This is a genomic window from Leptospira selangorensis, assembly GCF_004769405.1.
Taxonomy (GTDB): domain Bacteria; phylum Spirochaetota; class Leptospiria; order Leptospirales; family Leptospiraceae; genus Leptospira_B; species Leptospira_B selangorensis.
In genome coordinates, this window is the sequence record NZ_RQES01000024.1 from 1 (window position 1) to 20482 (window position 20482).

Annotated in this window: 17 protein-coding genes; 10 read left to right on the forward strand and 7 right to left on the reverse strand. The window is 39.9% G+C overall.

Annotated elements, in window-relative coordinates:
- Positions 1–484: 484 nt before the first annotated feature.
- Positions 485–1399 (reverse strand): NAD(P)/FAD-dependent oxidoreductase, encoded by a 915-nt coding sequence (locus EHO58_RS17955; protein WP_135680838.1) that lies wholly within the window; start codon positions 1397–1399, stop codon positions 485–487.
- Between the two features lie 150 nt (positions 1400–1549).
- On the opposite strand from EHO58_RS17955, the gene EHO58_RS17960 reads away from it, so the two are divergent.
- Complete coding sequence (locus tag EHO58_RS17960; RefSeq protein WP_135680839.1) at positions 1550–2467, forward strand: LysR family transcriptional regulator; 918 nt, start codon at positions 1550–1552, stop codon at positions 2465–2467.
- Between the two features lie 2 nt (positions 2468–2469).
- On the opposite strand, the gene EHO58_RS17965 is transcribed toward EHO58_RS17960, so the two are convergent.
- On the reverse strand, positions 2470–3534 hold the full coding sequence (locus EHO58_RS17965) for a TauD/TfdA family dioxygenase (RefSeq protein WP_244241225.1): 1065 nt from the start codon (positions 3532–3534) through the stop codon (positions 2470–2472).
- A 199-nt stretch (positions 3535–3733) separates the two neighbouring features.
- On the opposite strand from EHO58_RS17965, the gene EHO58_RS17970 reads away from it, so the two are divergent.
- Complete coding sequence (locus EHO58_RS17970; RefSeq protein WP_135680840.1) at positions 3734–6970, forward strand: acetyl-CoA carboxylase family protein; 3237 nt, start codon at positions 3734–3736, stop codon at positions 6968–6970.
- 97 nt (positions 6971–7067) lie between these two features.
- The gene (gene lfb1, locus EHO58_RS17975) at positions 7068–7427 is read left to right on the forward strand and encodes an LIC10280 family protein (protein ID WP_100725113.1); all 360 of its coding nucleotides are present in this window, start codon (positions 7068–7070) and stop codon (positions 7425–7427) included.
- Between the two features lie 70 nt (positions 7428–7497).
- Here the strand turns inward: lfb1 and EHO58_RS17980 are convergent, their stop codons facing one another.
- The 4 genes from EHO58_RS17980 to EHO58_RS17995 form a co-directional block, all read right to left on the reverse strand.
- Positions 7498–8571, reverse strand: coding sequence for a sulfate/molybdate ABC transporter ATP-binding protein (locus EHO58_RS17980; protein WP_100725114.1), 1074 nt, complete (start codon positions 8569–8571; stop codon positions 7498–7500).
- A gap of 9 nt (positions 8572–8580) precedes the next feature.
- A complete protein-coding gene (gene cysW / locus EHO58_RS17985; RefSeq protein ID WP_135627417.1) occupies positions 8581–9465 on the reverse strand; it encodes a sulfate ABC transporter permease subunit CysW in 885 nt (294 codons plus the stop codon).
- Positions 9462–10289, reverse strand: a complete 828-nt coding sequence (gene cysT / locus EHO58_RS17990) for a sulfate ABC transporter permease subunit CysT (protein ID WP_100725116.1) — start codon at positions 10287–10289, stop codon at positions 9462–9464. The genes cysW and cysT overlap by 4 nt, the downstream gene beginning before the upstream one ends.
- A 106-nt stretch (positions 10290–10395) precedes the next feature.
- Entirely contained in the window at positions 10396–11445 is a 1050-nt protein-coding gene (locus EHO58_RS17995; protein ID WP_135627416.1) for a sulfate ABC transporter substrate-binding protein, read from the reverse strand.
- A 193-nt stretch (positions 11446–11638) separates the two neighbouring features.
- Here EHO58_RS17995 and EHO58_RS18000 point away from each other — a divergent pair, with 193 nt between their 5' ends.
- The 7 genes from EHO58_RS18000 (at position 11639) to EHO58_RS18030 (ending at position 19204) form a co-directional block, all read left to right on the forward strand.
- The gene (locus EHO58_RS18000) at positions 11639–13684 is read left to right on the forward strand and encodes a PP2C family protein-serine/threonine phosphatase (protein ID WP_244241226.1); all 2046 of its coding nucleotides are present in this window, start codon (positions 11639–11641) and stop codon (positions 13682–13684) included.
- Positions 13685–13830: 146 nt separating this feature from the next.
- Positions 13831–13965 carry a hypothetical protein gene (locus EHO58_RS19805; protein ID WP_008589440.1) on the forward strand — a complete coding sequence of 45 codons (135 nt, stop codon included), beginning with the start codon at positions 13831–13833 and terminating at the stop codon, positions 13963–13965.
- 94 nt (positions 13966–14059) lie between these two features.
- On the forward strand, positions 14060–16537 hold the full coding sequence (locus EHO58_RS18010; RefSeq protein ID WP_135680841.1) for a hypothetical protein: 2478 nt from the start codon (positions 14060–14062) through the stop codon (positions 16535–16537).
- On the forward strand, positions 16534–17685 hold the full coding sequence (locus EHO58_RS18015) for a DUF445 family protein (RefSeq protein ID WP_135680842.1): 1152 nt from the start codon (positions 16534–16536) through the stop codon (positions 17683–17685). The genes EHO58_RS18010 and EHO58_RS18015 overlap by 4 nt, the downstream gene beginning before the upstream one ends.
- 42 nt (positions 17686–17727) lie before the next feature.
- Entirely contained in the window at positions 17728–18024 is a 297-nt protein-coding gene (locus EHO58_RS18020) for a hypothetical protein (protein ID WP_135627413.1), read from the forward strand.
- Complete coding sequence (locus EHO58_RS18025; protein ID WP_135680843.1) at positions 18021–18368, forward strand: hypothetical protein; 348 nt, start codon at positions 18021–18023, stop codon at positions 18366–18368. Before EHO58_RS18020 ends, EHO58_RS18025 begins: the two co-directional genes overlap by 4 nt.
- A 122-nt stretch (positions 18369–18490) precedes the next feature.
- Positions 18491–19204, forward strand: a complete 714-nt coding sequence (locus tag EHO58_RS18030; RefSeq protein ID WP_135627411.1) for a pirin family protein — start codon at positions 18491–18493, stop codon at positions 19202–19204.
- 38 nt (positions 19205–19242) lie between these two features.
- Here EHO58_RS18030 and EHO58_RS18035 read toward each other — a convergent pair whose 3' ends face one another.
- Complete coding sequence (locus EHO58_RS18035) at positions 19243–20250, reverse strand: S1C family serine protease (protein WP_135680844.1); 1008 nt, start codon at positions 20248–20250, stop codon at positions 19243–19245.
- Positions 20251–20482: the final 232 nt, after the last annotated feature.

Genomic DNA, 20482 nt, shown 5'->3' on the forward strand with positions numbered 1-20482 from the left:
AAGGAGATCAAAATCTAAGCTTGCTTAGAACGACGAAAACCCAGTCCTTGCTTGCAAGGGCTGGGGGTGTAACAATTCGGTGAGTCACGCTACTCTATATGTTTTCGAAGAAACTTTCTTCTTCTTCAATTTCCTAACATTCAAATCAAACTTTCTAATCTAAGACACAACTCTTAGCAGGATTTCTGATATTCAAAACTTCACACTCATGTTGGAACTCCTACATGGGAGTGAGGATCGCCCCCACCGACCCATAGGGAGCGAGAAGACGACCGCAAATGCGAGTCGGTGACGAAAGTTAAACGAGTCTAAGTGCAAATTGTTAAGCTGAAATAGATCGAAAGTGGATTTGTAAAAACGGCCCCCGCCCTGGTTCGGGTGGAGGAGGTGGGCTTGTGGGAGAAGCCTTTCCCCCTATATACTATAATTCCTTAAACATCAACCTCAATTTCCACAAGCAATTCATGTTGGAATTCCTACAAAACTACTCTAATAATTTCTCGCTTAATAACTCATGAACTATACCTGCGCCTGCCATTCCGCCGGAAGCCGCAGCTAATAAAACGGAATGTGCACCATTTGAGTTATCTCCACAAGCATAGACTCCATCTACACTAGTCTTTCCTCTTTCACTAACTTTGTAGAAGCCGAATTGGTCTTTTTCACAGCCAAGCGCTTCTCCGATTGTGGATTTTAAGTTAAATGGAAAGGTTGGAAGTGCGTAAAGACCGTCTCTTTCTACACTCTCTGTATTTTCTAAATTAACACTTTTAAGTTTTTCTCCTTCATATACAAAACCCGTGATCTTATCCTCTATAAAGCGGATCTTCTTTTTATCCAATAAGGTTCTCTGCTCTTTTTTGAATTCAGCCTTTCCATTGGTAAAAACTACTAAGTCGGATGCGAGATCGTATATAAGAGGAAGCATATAAAATAAAGTATCTCCGTTCCCGATCAAACCCAGTTTGGAACCTCTCACTTCGAAGCCATGGCAATAGGGACAATGGAAGATTGATTTACCCCATAGTTCCTTATATCCCGGGACCTGTAAATATTTGTCTTCTACTCCGTATGCAAGAATGACTTTTTTGAAATGAAGAAGTTTGTCTGAGGATAACTTGGCAACAAAGCCTGATCCTGATTTTTCTACAGAAAGAACACTTCCTTCGAAAAAGCCGATAGTATTATATTTTTCTAAATCTTTTCTTACTAATTTTCTCCATTCTGCTGGATGGATCCCATCCCGAGTCGGAAAATTATTTAGATGAGAAGATGCCGCGTTTCTAGGACGACTATCGTCACAAACTAGGGCGGTTCTGCTCATTCTTCCTAAAGCTAACGCGGCACTGAGTCCTGCAGGACCTCCGCCTATAATTAATACTTCATGATCGAATTCCATTTTTGTCCTCCTTGAAGAACTGTTGATGATAATAATTATTGAAATTTTACCATGCTATAAACTGTAAATACATTTGGTAGAAATTTGGAATTTTTTGATTTTATTCCGAATTTAGTTGATTTATTGATACCAATTAGGTATCAATGTTGTATGGATTTATCTAAATTAAGATCTTTCATAGTCGTTGCAGAAGAATTGAATTTTAGGAAGAGCGCGGAAATTTTGGGAATGTCCCAACCTCCTCTGACTAGATTGATCTCTTCTTTTGAGGAAGAACTTTCCACTAAATTATTCGAAAGATCTACAAGGCATGTAAAACTTACTGGAGCTGGAGTCCATCTCCTAAAGGAAGGTAGGGAGATCATTGCGAAAGCGGAAAAAATAGAAAAAGAAGTTCGCTCTATTGGTAAACTCAAAGCTGGGGGCTTAAGTATCGGTTTTTCAACAACTAGTTTTATGGCGAGCCTACCTCAGATCATCAACGAATTTCAGGATCGATTTCCACGAATCAAGCTGCAACTTCAGCAGGAAACTCGAAATAGGATCATCAAAGGTTTAAAATCAGCCCAATTCGATATTTGCTTTTTAGAAGGAGAAGTTGCCGATCCTCGTTTGGAAAAACATCCTGTTCATGACGAAGTACTTGGTATCCTTGTTCCGAAAAAACATCCTCTTGCTAAAAGGGAGGAAATCGAATTTAAAGAATTAAAAGACGAAACTATTATATTACATCCTAAAAAAGACTCAGGAAGTTTTTATGATACGATCTCTTCTCTATTTAAACAAAGCGGTATTAAGCCCAAGGTTTATATAAAGAATGAAAGGGAAAGTTGTCCTATCTTGGTGGCTACTGGTAAAGGAGTGTCTTTAACGATCTTAGGTGCACAGAATTTTGCACCTGCGGATACCAAATTTGTCCCGATCAGACAATTATATTTACCGGTTTCTGTTTTTTATGTTCCGGAAAATCAAAATCCTTCCTTAAAAACTTTTTTAAGTTTTGTATCTGAAAGTAGCTTTATCAAAAACAAACACGCGGAATGCCTCATGGATGTAATGAGGCTCTGATATTATTCAGTCCAGGCAACTTGGATTTCTCTTGGTCCAACAAAGGGAAGTCTTCCGTGAGAAACGGAATAATTATCTAAATAAAGAATATCATCTTTCTGCCAGGAGAAAATTTGAATATTCTTCCAGAAGACGCCTATGATTGTTTTGATATCTTTATTAGAAATTTCTGATCCATCTCCGTAAGTTGCATGAACATCCAGATCTTCGGATTTACTGAATAGTTTTTTGATACCGGTTAATAAATTTAGGATCAAATAAACCCCGAGTCCTCTTAAGGTTTTTTGTCTTTTGAAAACATATTTATATTCTAATCTAGGAGAATCTATATGAAATGTTTGGCTATGATTATGCCAAGCTTTTGAACCTGCGATCGGATGTTTTCTGACACCTACTTGAGAATTAATTAATCTTAATTTATTTCCGGGTAACCATTCATGAACGAAATCCTGTTTTTTTATCTCCTTCTCAGCCTCTTTTTTATCTACAGTCTTGAACATTTCATTCCAAGGTTTTGTTTTCCAAAGACTATAACGAGAAGCGCCCGGACCGTCATAATGGCGAATGTACTTGATACCTTGTTTCTCCACCTTGTCGGAAATATGAGAAGGCATTTCTCTCAAAACCGTTCTTAGATCAGTGATAGGTGTTTCTCCGTTTTTAGAAGGAGCTACCTTCGCATAAAAGAAAAGTTTTTTAGGGGGTTTATTTAAGAAGCTCATCTCCGCATGTTGCATGATAGGATAAGCGGAAGGAAGTTCACTCGCAGTATGAACAAACTTAGTCTTTTTATCTCTGGGAGAAGTTCCTAAATATGCTTCCGAAAGATTGGAATCTAAACCTAAAGCGACCTTTTCAAAATTTTCGGAAGAACCTACATTAAAACCTCTGAATAGGATCGCGCCATAGATCAATAGATCTCTTTGGATTTCTTTTTGGTTCTTCTTGATCCAATTCGTTAGATGTTTTAGATCCGCTTTCTCCGGAGAAGAAGGAGAGTATACGATAGGAAGGTTCAGGCCCTTTATTAGATTTTTGGATATTTCTTCCGAAGTTTTAGCTGGCATATAGATTCCCCTTAAAAACCAGTTCAGCGAAACCACAGATCTGCTTCGATTTGTATATCTAATATATTGGAATAAAAATCGTTATTATGGATAATGATTTATACAAATGCGCAGTATATTATACATTTGTTCAAAATTTAGAGGTGGCTTGGAAACAGGATCGACTTAGGGACTTTTCTCACAAAACTTCCTCCAACTTATGAAATTATCCAAATTATTAATAGCAAATCGGGGAGAAGTTTCCATTCGAATTGCAAGAGCCGCCGGAGCCTTAGGAGTTCCTACCGTTTCTATCTATTCAGAAGACGACGTAAATTCCAGACATAGATTGGCGACTGATAGTTCTATTCCTCTAAAAGGGAGCGGGGTGAAATCTTATTTAAATCAGGAAGAGATACTCTCTATCGCAGTACGAGAAGGTTGTGATTCCATCCATCCAGGGTATGGATTTTTAAGCGAGAACCCGGGCTTTGCAAAAAGATGCGAAGATTCAAAAATTAAATTTGTAGGTCCGGATTCCAAGACACTTGAGATCTTGGGAGATAAATTAAAAGCGGTCTTACTCGCAGAATCTTTAGGAGTTCCTACCTTGCCGGGACTTCGCAAGATAATCGATCTGAAAGAAGCAAAAGAATTCCATTCTAAAAATGGAATATTCTTATTGAAGGCGATCGCCGGAGGTGGTGGAAGAGGGATCCGGATCATAAACAGTGTCGAGGAATTAGAAACAAAGTTTAAAAGTTGTTCAGAAGAAGCCTTACATTCATTCGGAAATTCCAATTTATACGCCGAAAAATATCTATCTATAGCTAGACATGTAGAAGTCCAGATTTTGGGAGATGGTTCCGGTAAGATCATCCATTTTTGGGACAGGGATTGTTCTCTACAAAGAAAAAACCAGAAGTTACTTGAGATTGCACCTTCTCCTTTTTTAGATCCTAAGATCAGGGAAAAGATCATCTCTTATTCATTGCAGATGTCTTCTCATCTTTTGTATAGAAGTTTAGGCACTTTTGAATTTTTGATCAGCCCAGAATCAAAGATTTATTTTATAGAATCCAATCCTAGATTACAGGTAGAACATACGATCACTGAGGAAATCACCGGAGTAGATCTTGTAGAAGCACAATTGGAAATTGCTTCCGGAAAGTCCTTACAGGAAATAGGTTTGGAACAAAAGAATCTGGAATTTCCTAAAGGTTATGCAATCCAGATCCGGATCAATTCGGAGACGTGGGACCAAAAAGGAGAGATCATTCCTTCTTCCGGGAAAATAAAAGTATTCGAGCCGAGTTCCGGTCCTGGGATCAGAGTGGATAGCTCCGCTTATTCAGGTTATGAGGTCGGTCCTAATTTTGATTCCTTACTTGCAAAATTAATCGTTCATTCTAAACATTCCGAATTTTCCAAACTAATTCATTCTGCGTATCGTGCATTATCCGAATTTAGGATAGAAGGTATCAAAACGAACCTTCCTCTTCTTTTAAATGTGTTTAAAAGAAAAGAATTGGGAACATATTCTATTTGGACAAAGTTTATAGAAGAGAGAATTTCTGAACTTCTCACTTCTTCACAAACAGAACATAAAAAGTATAATTTCGATACAGCTGCGGAAGATAAATTAGAAAATTATAAAATGAAAGAAGACATTCCGGAAGGAATGATTTCTTTCCATTCTCCAATGGCTGGAAGTCTTATGGAAATTTATTCTAAAGAAGGAGAGCCTATTCGTAAAGGAGAGAAAATTGCACTTCTTTCTTCCATGAAGATGGAACATCTTCTACACTCCGAAATTACTGGAATTATAGAAAGAATTTTGATCGAGCCCGGAAAGGTTGTTTCGGAAGGAGAAACACTTGTTTGGATCCGACCGGAAGATTTAGAACATTCTTCTTTATCTCATTTTGAAGAGATAGATCCGAACAAAATTCGTCCGGACTTAAAAGAAGTTTTAGATCGTTTACTTTTGAATGAAGATGTATCTAGATCACAAGCAGTTTCCAAACGGCATAAAAGAGGCCAAAGGACAGCGAGAGAGAATGTGGCGGATCTTTGTGATCCGGGAAGTTTTGTGGAATACGGAAGCCTTGCAATTGCTGCCCAGAGAAGAAGAAGGTCCTTAGAAGAATTGATCAAACTTAGTCCTGCAGATGGGCTTATCGCAGGTCTTGGCACTGTGAATGGTGAGTTATTCGATGCTCATCTCGCAAGAGTTTCAGTACTCGCTTATGATTATACGGTTTTTATGGGAACCCAAGGTGCGATGAATCATAAAAAGACGGATCGGTTTTTGGAAATGGTGGAAAGCCAAAAACTTCCACTCGTGTTTTTTACGGAAGGAGGGGGAGGTCGCCCCGGAGAAGTGGATGTTCCTGCAGTCGCAGGTTTGGATCTACATACTTTTCGTAAATATGCGGGCTTAAAAGGAAAAAGTCTTAGGATAGCAATTGCTGCAGGTAGATGTTTTGCGGGGAACGCAGCGTTATTTGGCGCAAGCGATATTAGGATCGCAACAGAAGATTCTAATATCGGAATGGGAGGTCCCGTGATGGTAAAAGGTGGAGGCCTCGGGAATTTTTCCGCGGAGGAAATCGGTCCTGCGGAAGTCCAAACCAAAAACGGAGTCATTGATATATTGGTAAAAAATGAAGAAGAGGCCGTCTTCACCGCAAAAAAGGCTCTTTCTTATTTCCAGGGGAATATCAAAAAAATTGAATATAAGGATCAGAAAATCCTAAGGACTTTAATTCCGGAAAATCGTCTCAGGTCGTATGAGATTCGTTCTATTATTTCTTCTTTGGCAGATACCGATTCGGTTTTGGAATTCAGAAAGGATTTTGCGAAAGGGATCGTAACTTCTCTGATCCGTATAGAAGGACGCGCACTGGGGCTGATCGCGAATAATCCCGCTCATTTAGGTGGAGCAATCGATGCAGAAGGAGCAGAGAAGGCTTCCGAGTTCGCTGAATTTTGCGATCTGAACAAACTTCCTATATTATTTCTTTGTGATACGCCCGGTTTTATGGTAGGGCCTGAAGTGGAAAAGAAAGGACTAGTTCGTAAAGCTGCAAAACTTTTCGAAGCAGGAGCTTCTTTACAAGTCCCTGTGTTTACTATCGTTCTCAGGAAAGGATACGGTTTGGGAGCAATGGCTATGGCCGCAGGTAGTTTTCATTCTCCTGTATTCACAATCTCTTGGCCGACCGGAGAATTCGGCGCAATGGGAATAGAAGGAGAAATTAGGACAGGATACCAAAAGGAACTCGCAGAAATAAAAGATTGGAAAGAAAGACAAATTTTATTCGAACGATTGGTCTCTGAGGCTTATGAAAGAGGTAAAGCGATCAATATGGCTTCCTATTTGGAAATAGATGCTGTAATAGACCCTGCGGAATCCAGAAAATGGATCTTGAGGGGTTATGATTCTTGCATTTAGAGAGATTCCAGTTGGAAATAAATGTTTTCTGAGCTCCCATAAAGATCTTGATTAGATCCTGATCTGTGTTTTTATTTTGCCCTCACCGGAGGTATTCATGTTTAGAAGTCCTAAAGCTAAAATTATAGCTTTATTTACCGTGATCGCTTTGACCGTTTCTTTCTCATATTTGAGCGCTCAATCTTTGAACGTTTATGGAACCTATAAAGTGACAGGCACAAATCCAGATGGAAGTAAATATAGAGGAAGTGTTACAGTCACTTTAAACGAGGATGGGTCTTACAATTTCCAATGGTCCGTGGGAAATAGTTTCTCCGGAACAGGGTCTTTGAGTGGAAATACTTTAACTGTGGATTGGGGCGATACTTATCCAGTGATCTATACGGTTAAAAGTGGTGGAAGTAGATTAGAAGGTACTTGGGGGAATGGAACAGGCACTGAGATCCTAACCAAATAAGATCTATTGATACAAAAAATCCCCGTGAATGCGGGGATTTTCTTTATTACTCTTTTCTAATCCTTCCAGATTAGATCGAAAAATCTTCCATATATTCCACATATACTTTTGCTTTTTTGATCCTAAGATAAACCGTTTCACCGGGAAGTAGATTTAATTCCTTAAAACTAGATTGGTCTAATAAGGATTCGATCAAAGTTCCGGAATCCAAACGTTTTAATTCAATCCTTACATTTCTACCCGTAGAATGAATGTATTGGATCTCTGCAGGTATTCCCTGGGTAGAAGTTCTGGAAATTTCCACATCATAAGGTCTAACGTAGGCAACTCCTTCTTTGTCCACCACGTCCGAATGTTCAGGTGTTGCGACATCTATATCGCCTATTTTTGCGGTTCCTTCGTGGATCCTTCCGTGGAAAAGGTTTACATCTCCTAAGAAATGGAAAACGAAAGGTGTTTTAGGTTTATTATATACTTCGTCGGGAGTGCCGATCTGTTCTATTTTACCGGATCTTAAAATGACTATGGAATCACTTACTTCTAATGCTTCTTCTTGATCATGAGTTACGAATACACTTGTGATATGGATCTCGTCATGAAGTCTTCTGAGCCAGGTGCGTAATTCTTTTCGTACTTTTGCATCCAATGCTCCAAAAGGTTCATCTAAAAGTAAAAACTTAGGTTCTATTGCCAAAGCCCTTGCCAATGCTACCCTTTGTCTTTGTCCTCCCGATAGTTCGAAAGGAAATCTTGCGTGGAAATTTTCCAACTGAACTAATTTCAAAAGTTGGAATACTTTCTCCTGAATTTCTTCTTTAGAAGGCCTTGTGGATCTTGGACGGACTTTCAGACCGAATGCGATATTTTCAAAAATCGTCATATGGCGGAAAAGTGCATAATGTTGGAATACGAATCCTACTCCTCTGTCCTTAGAACTTTTGGATTTGGATCTTTCTCCATTGAATAATACTTCTCCTTCATCCGGAGTGTCTAACCCTGCGATGATCCTAAGAAGTGTTGTTTTTCCACTTCCGGAAGGTCCTAATAGTGCGACTAGATTTCCATCCGGGATTGTCAGGTCCACTTGGTCCAAGGCCTGGAATTTTCCGAATCGTTTGCTTACATTTCGAATTTCAATAGACATTCTATTCTCCTAGGATTTGGAAACCTGAACATTTGTATTTTTTTCTTTTCCGAGACCGGTTGTTTCTGGGATCTCTATTTCTTCTCTGCGATGAAGATTTCTTTCTAAGATTGTTTTTAGAAGAAGGGTGAGTAGAGAAAGAAATACGAGTACGGATGCAGCGGAAAATGCCCCTACCGAGTTGTACTCATTATATAACATTTCTATCTGTAAGGGGAGTGTATTCGTCTTTCCTCGGATATGCCCGGATAATACTGAAACCGCTCCGAATTCTCCCATAGCTCTCGCATTACAAAGTATAAGTCCGTATAAAAGTCCCCATTTGATATTCGGGATAATAATTTTGATAAATGTTTGGTAGAGGGAAGCACCTAATAAAATACCCGCTTCCTCTTCTTCTTTTCCCTGGCTTTGCATAAGTGGAATTAGTTCTCTTGCAACAAATGGAAGTGTGATAAATACGGTGGCGATCACAAGTCCAGGAGTATTGAATACGATCTTAATATTCCATTCTTCTAATATGTCTCCCATCCATCCCTGTTTTCCGAATAACAATAGGAAGATCAAACCGGAGATTACCGGCGAAACCGCGAAAGGAGAATCTATGATCGTAAGCAGAATATTTTTGCCGGGAAATTCAAATCTGGTCAAAAGAAATGCAGCTGTTAATCCGAATGCCGTGTTCAAAGGAACTGCGATTCCCGCTACCTTCAATGTCATTAACATCGCAGCGATTGTATCACTGTCTTGTAATCCTTGTAGATAGGCTTCCCAACCTTGGGCGAATGCTTCTAAAAAAACTACAGTGATCGGTAAGATTAGAATGATAAATGCGAGGACTAGAACGGAAAAGATCAAAGCCAAGCGGATCCAAACGGATTCTGTTTCTTTCATCCAAGTCTCCTAGAGGCTCTGTTTTGCAGATAGTTTATTCCGAACATAATCGTAAATGAAAGGACCAACATCAAAACCGCAATTCCGGTCGCCTTTGCATATTCGTACTGTTCTAATTTGGTAACTATGAGTAATGGAAGAATTTCAGTTTTACCGGGAAGGTTTCCTGAGATAAAAACAACCGATCCGTATTCTCCAATCCCTCTCGCAAATGCCATACTGGTTCCTGCAAGTAGAGAAGGAATTAACTCAGGCAAGATCACTTTAGTAAATGTTTGGAACCTACTTGCTCCTAAACAATAAGCGCTTTCTTCCAATTCTTTAGGAAGATCTTCTAAGATAGGTTGGACAGTTCTAACTACGAAAGGGAATCCAATAAAGACTAAAGCGATCACAATCCCGATCGGAGTGTATGCTATTTTGATCCCATAAGGTGTTAGATATTTTCCGATAAAACCATTTGGTGCATAGATCGTGGTTAGCGCAATTCCTGCAACAGCTGTAGGAAGGGTAAATGGAAGATCTACCAATGAATCTAAGATCTTTTTACCTGGAAAATCGTAACGAACCAAAACCCAGGCGAATAAAAATCCTACGAATAAATTGATGATAGCTGCAACTCCGCCGGCTCCAAAGCTTAAATACAGAGCCTGCTTGATCCTCTCCTCTGAAAAAACTTCCCAGAGTCCGGAAACACCTAAGGTCGCAGATTTAAAAAATAATGCGGATAATGGAATAATAACAAGAAGGCTAAGGTAGAAGACTGTAAGTCCTAAGGACAGACCAAAGCTTGTTTTAGAATAAGGACGAAAAATTAGCTTCAAACAGGAAACCCTTTCAGTCGATTCTTGAGAAACGCCCTATTTCGTCAAACCAAGAGCCGCGCCTTGTGCGGCTCTCTTTTAGTAAGTGTACAATTCGAGTTTCTACTTACTTCTTCGCTTCGCCGTAGATGGAGTCAAAAAGACCACCGTCAGCAAAATGTTTTTTATGTGCAGCCGCCCAAGAACCTTCAATAGATCTTACATCGAATAATTGAAGTTTAGGGAATTTTGCAACATTCGCTTTTAGGATAGCCGCATCGTTCGGACGGAAAAAATGTTTCGCGATGATCTCTTGGCCTTCTTTTGTGTATAAAAATTCCAAGTAAGCTTTTGCTATATCAGTAGTTCCTTTTTTAGCAGCCACTTTTTCAACGATTGCTACAGGAGTTTCAGCAAGAATACTGGTGCTTGGATAAACCACTTCGAATTGAGCCACTCCTCCGTTTGCTTTTCTGGACTCGGATAGAGCAAGTTCTGCCTCATTTTCCCAAGCAAGAAGAACATCACCGATTCCTCTTTGAACGAAAGTAGTAGTGGATCCTCTGGCACCCGTATCTAGAACGGAAGTGTTCTTGTAGAGATTTCTAACGAACTCGATCGCCTTTTCTTCCGTTTTGTATTGTTTTTTAGCGAATCCCCAAGCTGCCAAATAATTCCAACGAGCTCCGCCGGAAGTTTTAGGATTTGGTGTGATCACTCCGATCCCCGGTTTTACAACATCATCCCAATCTTTGATTGCTTTAGGATTTCCTTTTCTAACTAAGAAAACGATGGTAGAGTAGTATGGAGTAGAATGATTCGGGAATGCTTTCTCCCAATCTTTAGAAACGGATCCACCGTTTGTAACGATACTATCGATATCATAAGCAAGTGCAAGAGTTACTACATCTGCTTCTAATCCGTCGATAACCGCTCTCGCTTGTTTTCCGGATCCACCATGGGATTGTTGGATAGTAAGGTCTTTGCCGGACTTCTTCTTCCAAGAATCAACGAACTTCTTATTAATTTCTTCGTAAAGCTCCCGAGTTGGGTCAAAAGAAACGTTTAATAGGGTGTCATTCGCATAAGCGGAGAAGGAGAAGATACCGGTTAAGGCCAGAGCGCCGATTCCTTTGGCGATTGACCTGAGTATAGTATTATTAGATTTTGCTTTCATAAGGTTCACTTTTACGTCCCTTCCGACGATAACTCGGAATTTTTATCCAATAAATTGGATATTTATCTGTTATAGTCGGAATGCCTTTCTTTTTGTCAAGAAGGGTTTTATATTTTAGAACATTTTTTTCCTATTTTGAACGCTTTTTTGATTCGATCCCTCAGACTTCGGTTTAAAGCGGATTTCTCCAAAAATGAAAAAGGCCCTGTATCTCTTAATTCTGGTATTTCTCCCATTATTCTTTTCCGGATGTTCTGAATCTTTTACGAACCAAGAACATCCTGCAATTGTTCAGGGAACACTCGAGTTAAAGGATTATGATCTCGAAGAACAAGGTCCCATTCTACTTTCCGGGCTCTGGAAATTCAGGTGGTTGTATTGGAAAAGTTCCGGATTAGAAAGCCAAAACTCCTACGAAGTAGTCAGTGTACCTTCTTCCTGGAATGGAAAGAACGGATCTAGATTGGGAGAAGGTTACGGAACCTACGAACTTAACCTAAAATTAAATCGAAATTACGGAGAACTTGCATTTATCTTACAAGAGCAAAGTTCTTCCTACTTTTTATATGTGAACGGCAAACTTTTAGCCTCTTGCGGAGAAGTGGAATTTCCTTCTTCTTCGGATATCACCATTTTCGAAGTTAAACCTGCCTGGTGTAATAAACTTGTGAAGTTCACTCCGGATGCAGAAGAGCTGAAGATCGATATGCAGATCGCAAATCGGGATCATAGGTTGGGAGGTTTTTGGGCGCCCATCAGATTCGGAACCGCCTCTACTGTGGAAAAGACCTGGAATGCGGAAAGATTTTTGGATCTATTCTTAGCGGGTGGGCTTTTCTGCATTGGACTACTTCATCTAATCTATGCGGTTGTCAGAAGGGGAGAAGCCGCCTCCATGTATTTCGGCACCTACTGTGTGATCATGGCAGCGAGAGGTCTATTTTCAGGCACGAGGATTATTTCAGAATATCTTGATTTTCTAAAATACAATCACTATGTTAGGATAGAATACGTTACATTCTACCTTGCAATCCCCGTTTTTTTAAGTTATATACTTTCCGTTTTCCCAAGAGAATTAAAACGAATTCTGGTGGATCTGGTATGGTGGATCGCAATTGGGGCGTGTATCGTGGTTCTTGTATTCCCTGTCCGAATATTCACATTCACAATTACGATCTATTATCTGGTCGCGTTTCTTGCAGGAACACTGGGATTATTTTCTCTCACTAAGGCAGCCTTAAGAAGAAGAAAAGGTGCACTCATTATCCTTGCCGGTTTCGTATTCGTATATGCCGCAATGATCCACGATATCTTATACGCGACTTTCTATTTGGATACCGGATATTTTACCAATATCGGAGCATTCGTATTTATAGTGGCTCAGTCCGTATTCTTATCCATTAGAAGTTCCGAAAGTTTAGATAGACTTTTGGATCTTTCCAGAAATTTGGAAAGAAGGGTGGAAGAAAGGACCAAACAGCTCAGGAATGCACTTCGTCTTATCCAAAACGATCTGAATATCGCAAGAGAGATCCAAAAGGGACTCTTAAATTTGGAAGATGCGGCCGAAAAGAAGATAGGACAAATCAAATTCGGGATCCTCCATAAACCTCTAGCGGAAGTAGGCGGCGATCTTTACGATATCGCTGAACTTCCAAGCGGAAAGATCCGCATCTTTTTAGCGGATGCAACCGGTCATGGGATACAAGCGGCACTCATTACTATCCTGATCCGAAGTGTTTACGAAGACTTAAGATTAAAGGAAGATAGTCCTGGAAAATTACTCTCGGCGATAGGCTCTCAGTTCCATGGCAAGTATGGGAATGTGTCTACATTCTTCTCCGCATCCATTTTAGAAATTTCTCCCGACGGAAAAACCCTTACTCTCTCTTTGGCGGGATCTCCTCCAGTTTTAGTTCAGACAAAAGACGAAGAACATATAATAGAATGTGAAAACCCGTTAGTGGGTCTTTTAGAAAATTTCCATTTCGAGGATAAGGAGATCCAACTCACTCCAGGATTTAGGATACTTTGTTTTACGGACGGACTTACTGAATCTGCAAGGTTGCCTGGAGACTTTTACGGAATAGAAAGAGTATTGGCCTCTCTCCGAACTGGAGACACTCAAAGTTTAGAGGAATTATTAAGCGGCATCCAAGAGGATCTATTCAGATTTTTAGGAACTTCTGAACCAAAGGACGATATACTAGTCTTGGGAATAGAAGACCAACGTTCCTAAACTAGTAAAACATTTATTCTTTCCGGAATATTGGATCGTTTTCTAGTTTTATTGTATTGAACCCCGAAAATCATGGTTAGAGAGAAGGTGAACGGGTCCATACTTTTAAGAGTGGATCCCGAAATCGTTACCTTGTAGAGGACCCTATGGCATTCAAGCTCGACGGGGCAAAATTCCCCACCTTGGAAGAGTTAATTACGGCTCTGTATCCATTGTATGCGGATAAGATGAGCGAAGCTGAATTTAGAAAGTACGTTCAGGAGAATGTAAAAGAGGAATAGTCTTCCTCTTTTTGCCCCGAGCTCTCGGGGCGAATCCTTCCCGTAATATCCTCTTTTGCTTGTCAATTCCAGGGGTTTTCCTTACCCTCTCGGCATGCCTTTTTTTCAGAAAAAATGGAGACTTGCTCCGGCTTGGCGAAGGCCCTTATTACTTCTCGCCTCATTCCTAGTTCTTATTATCAAATTTAGATTTTTATTTAGTGAGGATACTCTTTCAGGTTGGAGCCTTCATGCGCAAACCCATCTGGCGGAGATCTACGATTCATTTTTGAATAATGGCCAGTCTTTGGGTTACGATAGCCGCTGGTTTTCCGGAATGCCTGTCTTCTACTTTCAGCCTCCATTCTTTTATTTTCTGGTAGCCGTCCTTCATAAAACTGTCTTCTTCTGGTCTTCACTTTCACTTTCTTTTAATATAGGGATACTTCTTTCTATATTACTTTTTACGTATGCATTTATTAAATTCAGTCTTTTGCTCTTAAGCGAGACGAATCATAGAGCGAATACCGTAATGCTCGCAATGTCGGGACTTTTGTTCTTCTTCTTATGCGCCGGAGAAGAGCCGTTCGGACTTTCTCTAGTTGGGTTATTCAGCGGTTCAGTGACCGGATTTTTCGGACTCAGTTGGAGTTTATTAGGTTTTTATTATTTAGAAAAATATAGGACCACCGGGAAATTATCCTCACTTTCTAAATATTTGGTAGTAAGCGCCTGCGTTTATTATTCCGATCTTGCTTCTTCCTTATTCTATTTAGTTTCTCTTTTGATCTATTTCTTATTTTTGGGAGAAGAGCTCGGAAAGAGGGCATTCTCCATTGCATTCTTTATTCCACTGATCGTAGCGACGCCTGTTTGGTGGAATTTTTTGAAATATTCTTCGTACCGTGCGGAAACTTTCCCGATGGATACTACTCCGGGACTCATTTCTATTTTGGGTTCGGAGGCTTTGAGACCGATTTGGGAAGGAAGCGGAGTCATCGCTTTTTTATGGAATTTTATCATAGGGCTTCATTGGACACAGGTGGTATTCCCTGCTTTGTTTTTATTAGGAATTCGTTCTATTCTAAAGCGTAAAATTTTTCCTCCTGCATCCAGATTCGTATTCTTCGCAAGTTTGATCTTTTATTGGATCGGGGTGGATACTTCTCTTTCTAAGTTTTTTCCAGGTTTGGGATTTCCTTGGTATAGAGCATTGGATCTTTCCCTTCTATTCTTAACTTTATCCGGTTTGGAAACTGCGGTTCATTTATTAAAAAATAAAACTTCTTCCTTAACCGCACAATATTCGGTCGGGGCACTTTTATTCTTCGCATTAGTAAGATTTTTCTTATGGCATCCTGAGTTGGAATGGAAGGAGAATACTACATTCTTAAAAGACAGTTTTTCCGCCATGGAAATGAAAGATGTAGAAGTTGCACTTTCGGAACTTCCTAAAGATTCCAAAATTTTTCCGGAAATTGACTCTCATAGAAAATGGGGAGACAGCCCTTTTACTTTAGGACTATTGATCAGAAGAGCAGGTCATAGGAATCTGCTTGGAATGGAAGCGGATGCTTCTTTGACTTCTCTTGCGCTTCAACCTTATTTGAGTCGTTATCTTCCTTGGACTGCTTGGAAAAAAAATCCAGGCTACGAAGAGGAGCTTTCTTTAGAAGATGCAGGTATAGGATTACATCGTTTTCTACAAGCGAACGGAACTTCTTATATTATCGGTTCTACCGAAAAACTTTATAAAATCCTAAAATTGAACCCGACTCGTTTTGAATTATTAAAAGGTTGGGTAAATAGGGAAGGCCTACGCACGAATGATTCTCCTTCCGAAACGTACGAAAAAGAATTGGAGAATAAATCTTTCTTATTCCTATTCAAGGTAAAAAATCCTGGATCGGATATTGCGGTCCTGACGGAAAAACCTTGGGGAGTCGCCGATTATAAGGAGCTAAGCGGAGGAAAATCACTTCGCCCTAAAAGATTCTTATATAATACGAACGAAGCTATCTTGCATGAAGGATTAGATGCAGGGATTGCATTTGCTCGTGTCGGCAGAAAAGAAATAGAGGTGATCGGTCCAAATTATAATAAATGGTTCCAAGGTTTACTGGTTTTAAATGTTCCGAAAGAAGATAATACTTGGAAGGACGAATTCAGATCCAAATACGGAGACCTGTCCTTCTCTGATAGAAACGAATTTTTAGGCAGGTTTTTTCCCGTAAAAGAAAAACCTAAGGAGCCAGTATTACTTCCCGAACTTCCGATCCTACCTCGTATTTTTTCGGATGAAGAAGTTTTTGCTGGTCCTGAAATTTCTTCCATGGAAAAACCGGAACAATCTGCATTAGAAAATCATAATTGTAAATTGATCCGAAGATCCTTTTTTCCTAGTTGGGAAGATGCAGAAGGAGGAATATTATTCCAAACCCAGAGGAATGAAATTTTGGTCTGTTCGGGGAAGCAGACTTCCGATCTGAAATTTTCAAAAGGGAATTCAGTCTTCTTGACCATCATTCTTTTCCTTCTGCCGATCTTTTTCATATTCTCCTCCTTTGTGAAAGGAAGGTGGTTTTTCCGTTGAGGAATCCGTACGGCAATAAACCGTACTCTAAACTTCAATTCGTTTCGAATTCACTTTTGGTGTTATTCGGAAGTATTCTTCTTATTGGGCTCTGGCAAAAATGGAGTCTTTTTATTTGGGGAAATATTTTCATTCATGGTTTAGAGGGTGGACTGGTCGGAGCGATTTGTGATTGGTTTGCAGTCTGGAAAACGTATAAGGCAGTAGAATCGGAAAGTGAAACAATCGCAGAAGAAATCGGCAGTTGGGTATCTTCGGACCTGATCAGCGAACATAAATTAAAATCCTATTTAGACGGTATCTTGGATGAACCTGAAAATATACAGGCGATCCGAGAACTTTTGGATACACATCTAAAAGGAGAAAAAGAAGTTCGAGAATTCCTGAATCTGATCTGGGATAAGATAGAAGAAGATGTAGTATTATATGTTTCTAATTTTAAATTTTCGGGTGCAGATAAACAGATATTACATGAATTGAATAGTCGCAAGGAAATACTCTCTACTGTTCGATTCTTAGTGGGAGAAACCTTGATGAAGGTTTCCGATCACCAGGACTTTGGAGAAAGGGTCCAAAGGATCACTAAGGGGCTTTCATTTCTTGCAAAACCTTTGATCTGGCTTATCGATCCTCAAAAAAGGATCAAAGAATTCGGAGAAGGCCTGAAAGAAGGAAAAGATTTCGAAACAGAAGAGGAAGAAGTTCTATTCGAATTATATTCCATATTCTCGGAATGTGTGGAATTATATATAGGCTCCTGGAACGAATTACCGGTTGAAAGAAGGGAAGAAGCGGTCCGTGCCTTAGCGGATTTCGGAAGAGAACAATTGAATCGATTGATCAGCGAAGTCGTTCTAACACATAAGGAAGAAATTTCCAGATTGGAAAATCTGAGAGAATACGGACCGATCCGCTCCTTCTTGGAATTTTTAAGTTCTAAAACGAATGAATCCGTTTCGGAATATGTGGGAGAACAGATCTCTAAAGGGCTGAAATTATTGGAGCCCAAACAATTCAGGGAAAATTTAGAACTCAAAACTAGAAGGGTCCTGGAGAAGATCAGGATCAACGGAAGTTTATTAGGTTTTTTAGTTGGATCTGCAATAGGATGTATCGTCTTATTATTCGAAGGGAAATTAGGATTATAATCTCTTGCATAATTTGCAGGTTATTGTTTAGTATTCAAGATCATGGAACTGAAGCGGATTTATATTTTTCTACTCTGTGTAGTATTTAGCGGATGTTATTCGAAGACAATCTTCTTCTTCCAAAATATCCGAATGAGACCTCTTCCTCCTCAGGTGGAGCAAAGTTTATATAAACAGAATGAAAAGGGATGTAACGAGAATATCCGAAATATCCTAAAAAGAATTCCTGAAAAAAATCCTACTGCCACTCATATCAGAGATCTGGAGATCTTCCAATATGACCAAGGAATGTTCGATACATGTTATCGACTCTATTACGGTTTGGAGATCTCTCAATGAAAGTTTTACATGGGGTCTTCTTCCTTTTCTTATTTATATTCTCCTCTTATTGTAGTGGCGCTGAAACACTGATCTATCGTGTGGAAAGAGTTGTGCCGGCAAAAGAAAGACCGGTCTTCTCTCCTAAAAGAGTAGAAGGAGAAGATTGTGTAGTACAAATTTTTCCTTTCATGTTCGCTAGATACGTTCCGGATCTACAAAGTGCATACAACCATGCGATGGACAAGTCTCCTCCGGGAACCCAATCAATTGCGAACGGAGAAGTTTATACAAAAGGTTTGTATCTTCCTCCTATCTTTTTATTTCGCTGTATCGTAGTCTCAGGGACTCCTAGTTTCGATTAAGGTTCGAAAATTATTTCTATCCATCTTGGTTTTAAATTTTCCTAAATACTTTAAATTTGAACTATCTAGGATGTGCTCGGTCTAAAAGGTATTCGCCCCGAAAGAGGGGAAAGGAGATAAAAATGGAAGCGGTAGTTCATAAGGCAAACACGAGAGGAAAAGTGGATTTCGGTTGGTTGAAATCAAATCACACATTTTCCTTCGGAAGCTATATGAATCCGGAAAGGATCAGATTTGGTTCTTTGCGTGTATTGAACGACGATATCGTTGCCCCGGGCAGAGGTTTCGATCCGCATCCTCACCAAGATATGGAAATCATCTCTATACCGATCAAAGGTGCTTTGGAACATCAAGACAGTATCGGAACTTCTGGAGTTATCACATCCGGAGAAGTCCAGGTGATGTCTGCTGGAACAGGGATCGTTCACTCGGAGTATAATCATTCTGAAACGGATCCTGTGAACTTTTTGCAGATTTGGGTGATACCTGATAAAAGGGGAGCCCAACCTAGATACGACCAGAAAAAATTTCTTCCGGAAGATAGGAAGAATAGGTTCCAACTGGTTGTGTCTCCTAAAGAATCTGCAGAAGGTCTTTGGATCAATCAAAATGCATGGTTCTCTTTGGGGAATGCGGAAGCAGGAAAAGAGCTGCAATACGAATCTCGAAATAAGAGCGGTGGAGTTTATGCTTTTCTAATATCTGGAAAAGTGAATATTAACGGTACCGAGCTTTCGACTCGAGACGGTGCAGGTTTTCCAAGAACGGACCTTCTGAAGGTAAACGCTTTGGAAGATTCCGAACTTCTTCTGATGGATGTTCCTGAGATCCAATAAAATGTCCACGGCGCAGTGTGAGATCGACGCTGCGTCTTTTACTTCAGTTCGCCTGGTTCGATGAAAAAACTTCTGATAGAACCGTCTCTCAATAATCGAATTCCCAATTTTCTTCCAATCGAAGTCTCATCCAATATTTTATGAAGATCATCTATAGTGTGGATCTCTTTATCATCCAGATTTATGATCAGATCTCCATTTCGTATCCCTGCTCGATCCGCAGGAGAGCCGGGTTCTAACGATAAAACCAAGATCCCTGAATCGGAACCTAACTTATTTAGAGTTTTGGTGAATGTAGGGATCTTTTGGTTTTGGCCAGCGATCCCTAAATATCCTCTTTTGACTGCACCGTTTGTGATTAAACGAGTGATCACATATTCTGCGGTGTTTGAGGCTACTGCGAAACAGATACCTTGGGCAGGTAAAATGATCGCGGTGTTAATTCCTACTACTCTTCCCTGAAAGTCTACTAATGGTCCTCCGGAATTTCCAGGGTTTAGGGCGGCGTCCGTTTGGATCACATTATCTATCAAACGTCCATTACGAGATCTTAATGTTCTTCCAAGTGCGCTCACAACTCCTGCAGTAACGGTAGATTCGAAACCGTAAGGATTTCCGATAGCGACTACCAATTGTCCAACCTTTAGTTTTTTCGAGTCTGTAAAGCCGGAATGAGGAAATAATCCTCCATGCACTTTAAGGACTGCAACGTCAGTATGAGGATCGTTTCCTACCAGTTCCGCTTCTTTGCTGGAGCCGTCCGAAAGGTTGGCCTTAATTTTAACCGCACCATCAACCACATGGCTATTAGTTGCTATAAATCCGTCGGGTGTAAGAAAGAATCCGGAACCGCTTCCACCTTCTCCTTTTTTGTTAGTAACTTGTAGGTGAACTACACTCGGGCCTACCGAGTCCACTGCTTGTATTACGGATTTGGAGTAGGCGTCTAAAATTTCCGCCTCGTCCAATTCTTCATTCGAATTTATATCGTTCTTCTTTTCGAAAGAAGAGAGAAAGTCCGCACTTGTATTCGTAAATAATACCATAATCTTTTTGACTCCGGCTTCTATTAGAAAGTCCCTAAAAGATAGACATCGCTCATTTCAAAATCGGAAAATACTTCTGTTTTGCACTTGCAGTTGGACTCGATTCTTGTAAAAACATGGTCTTTTTGAATCAGGAGATATATGTGAGTAAGGAAAAATTCGAAGTTTAGAAAAAAATAATGGTTCAATCGACAAACAAATTATTGTACACCGAGTCCAAATTTAATCTTAT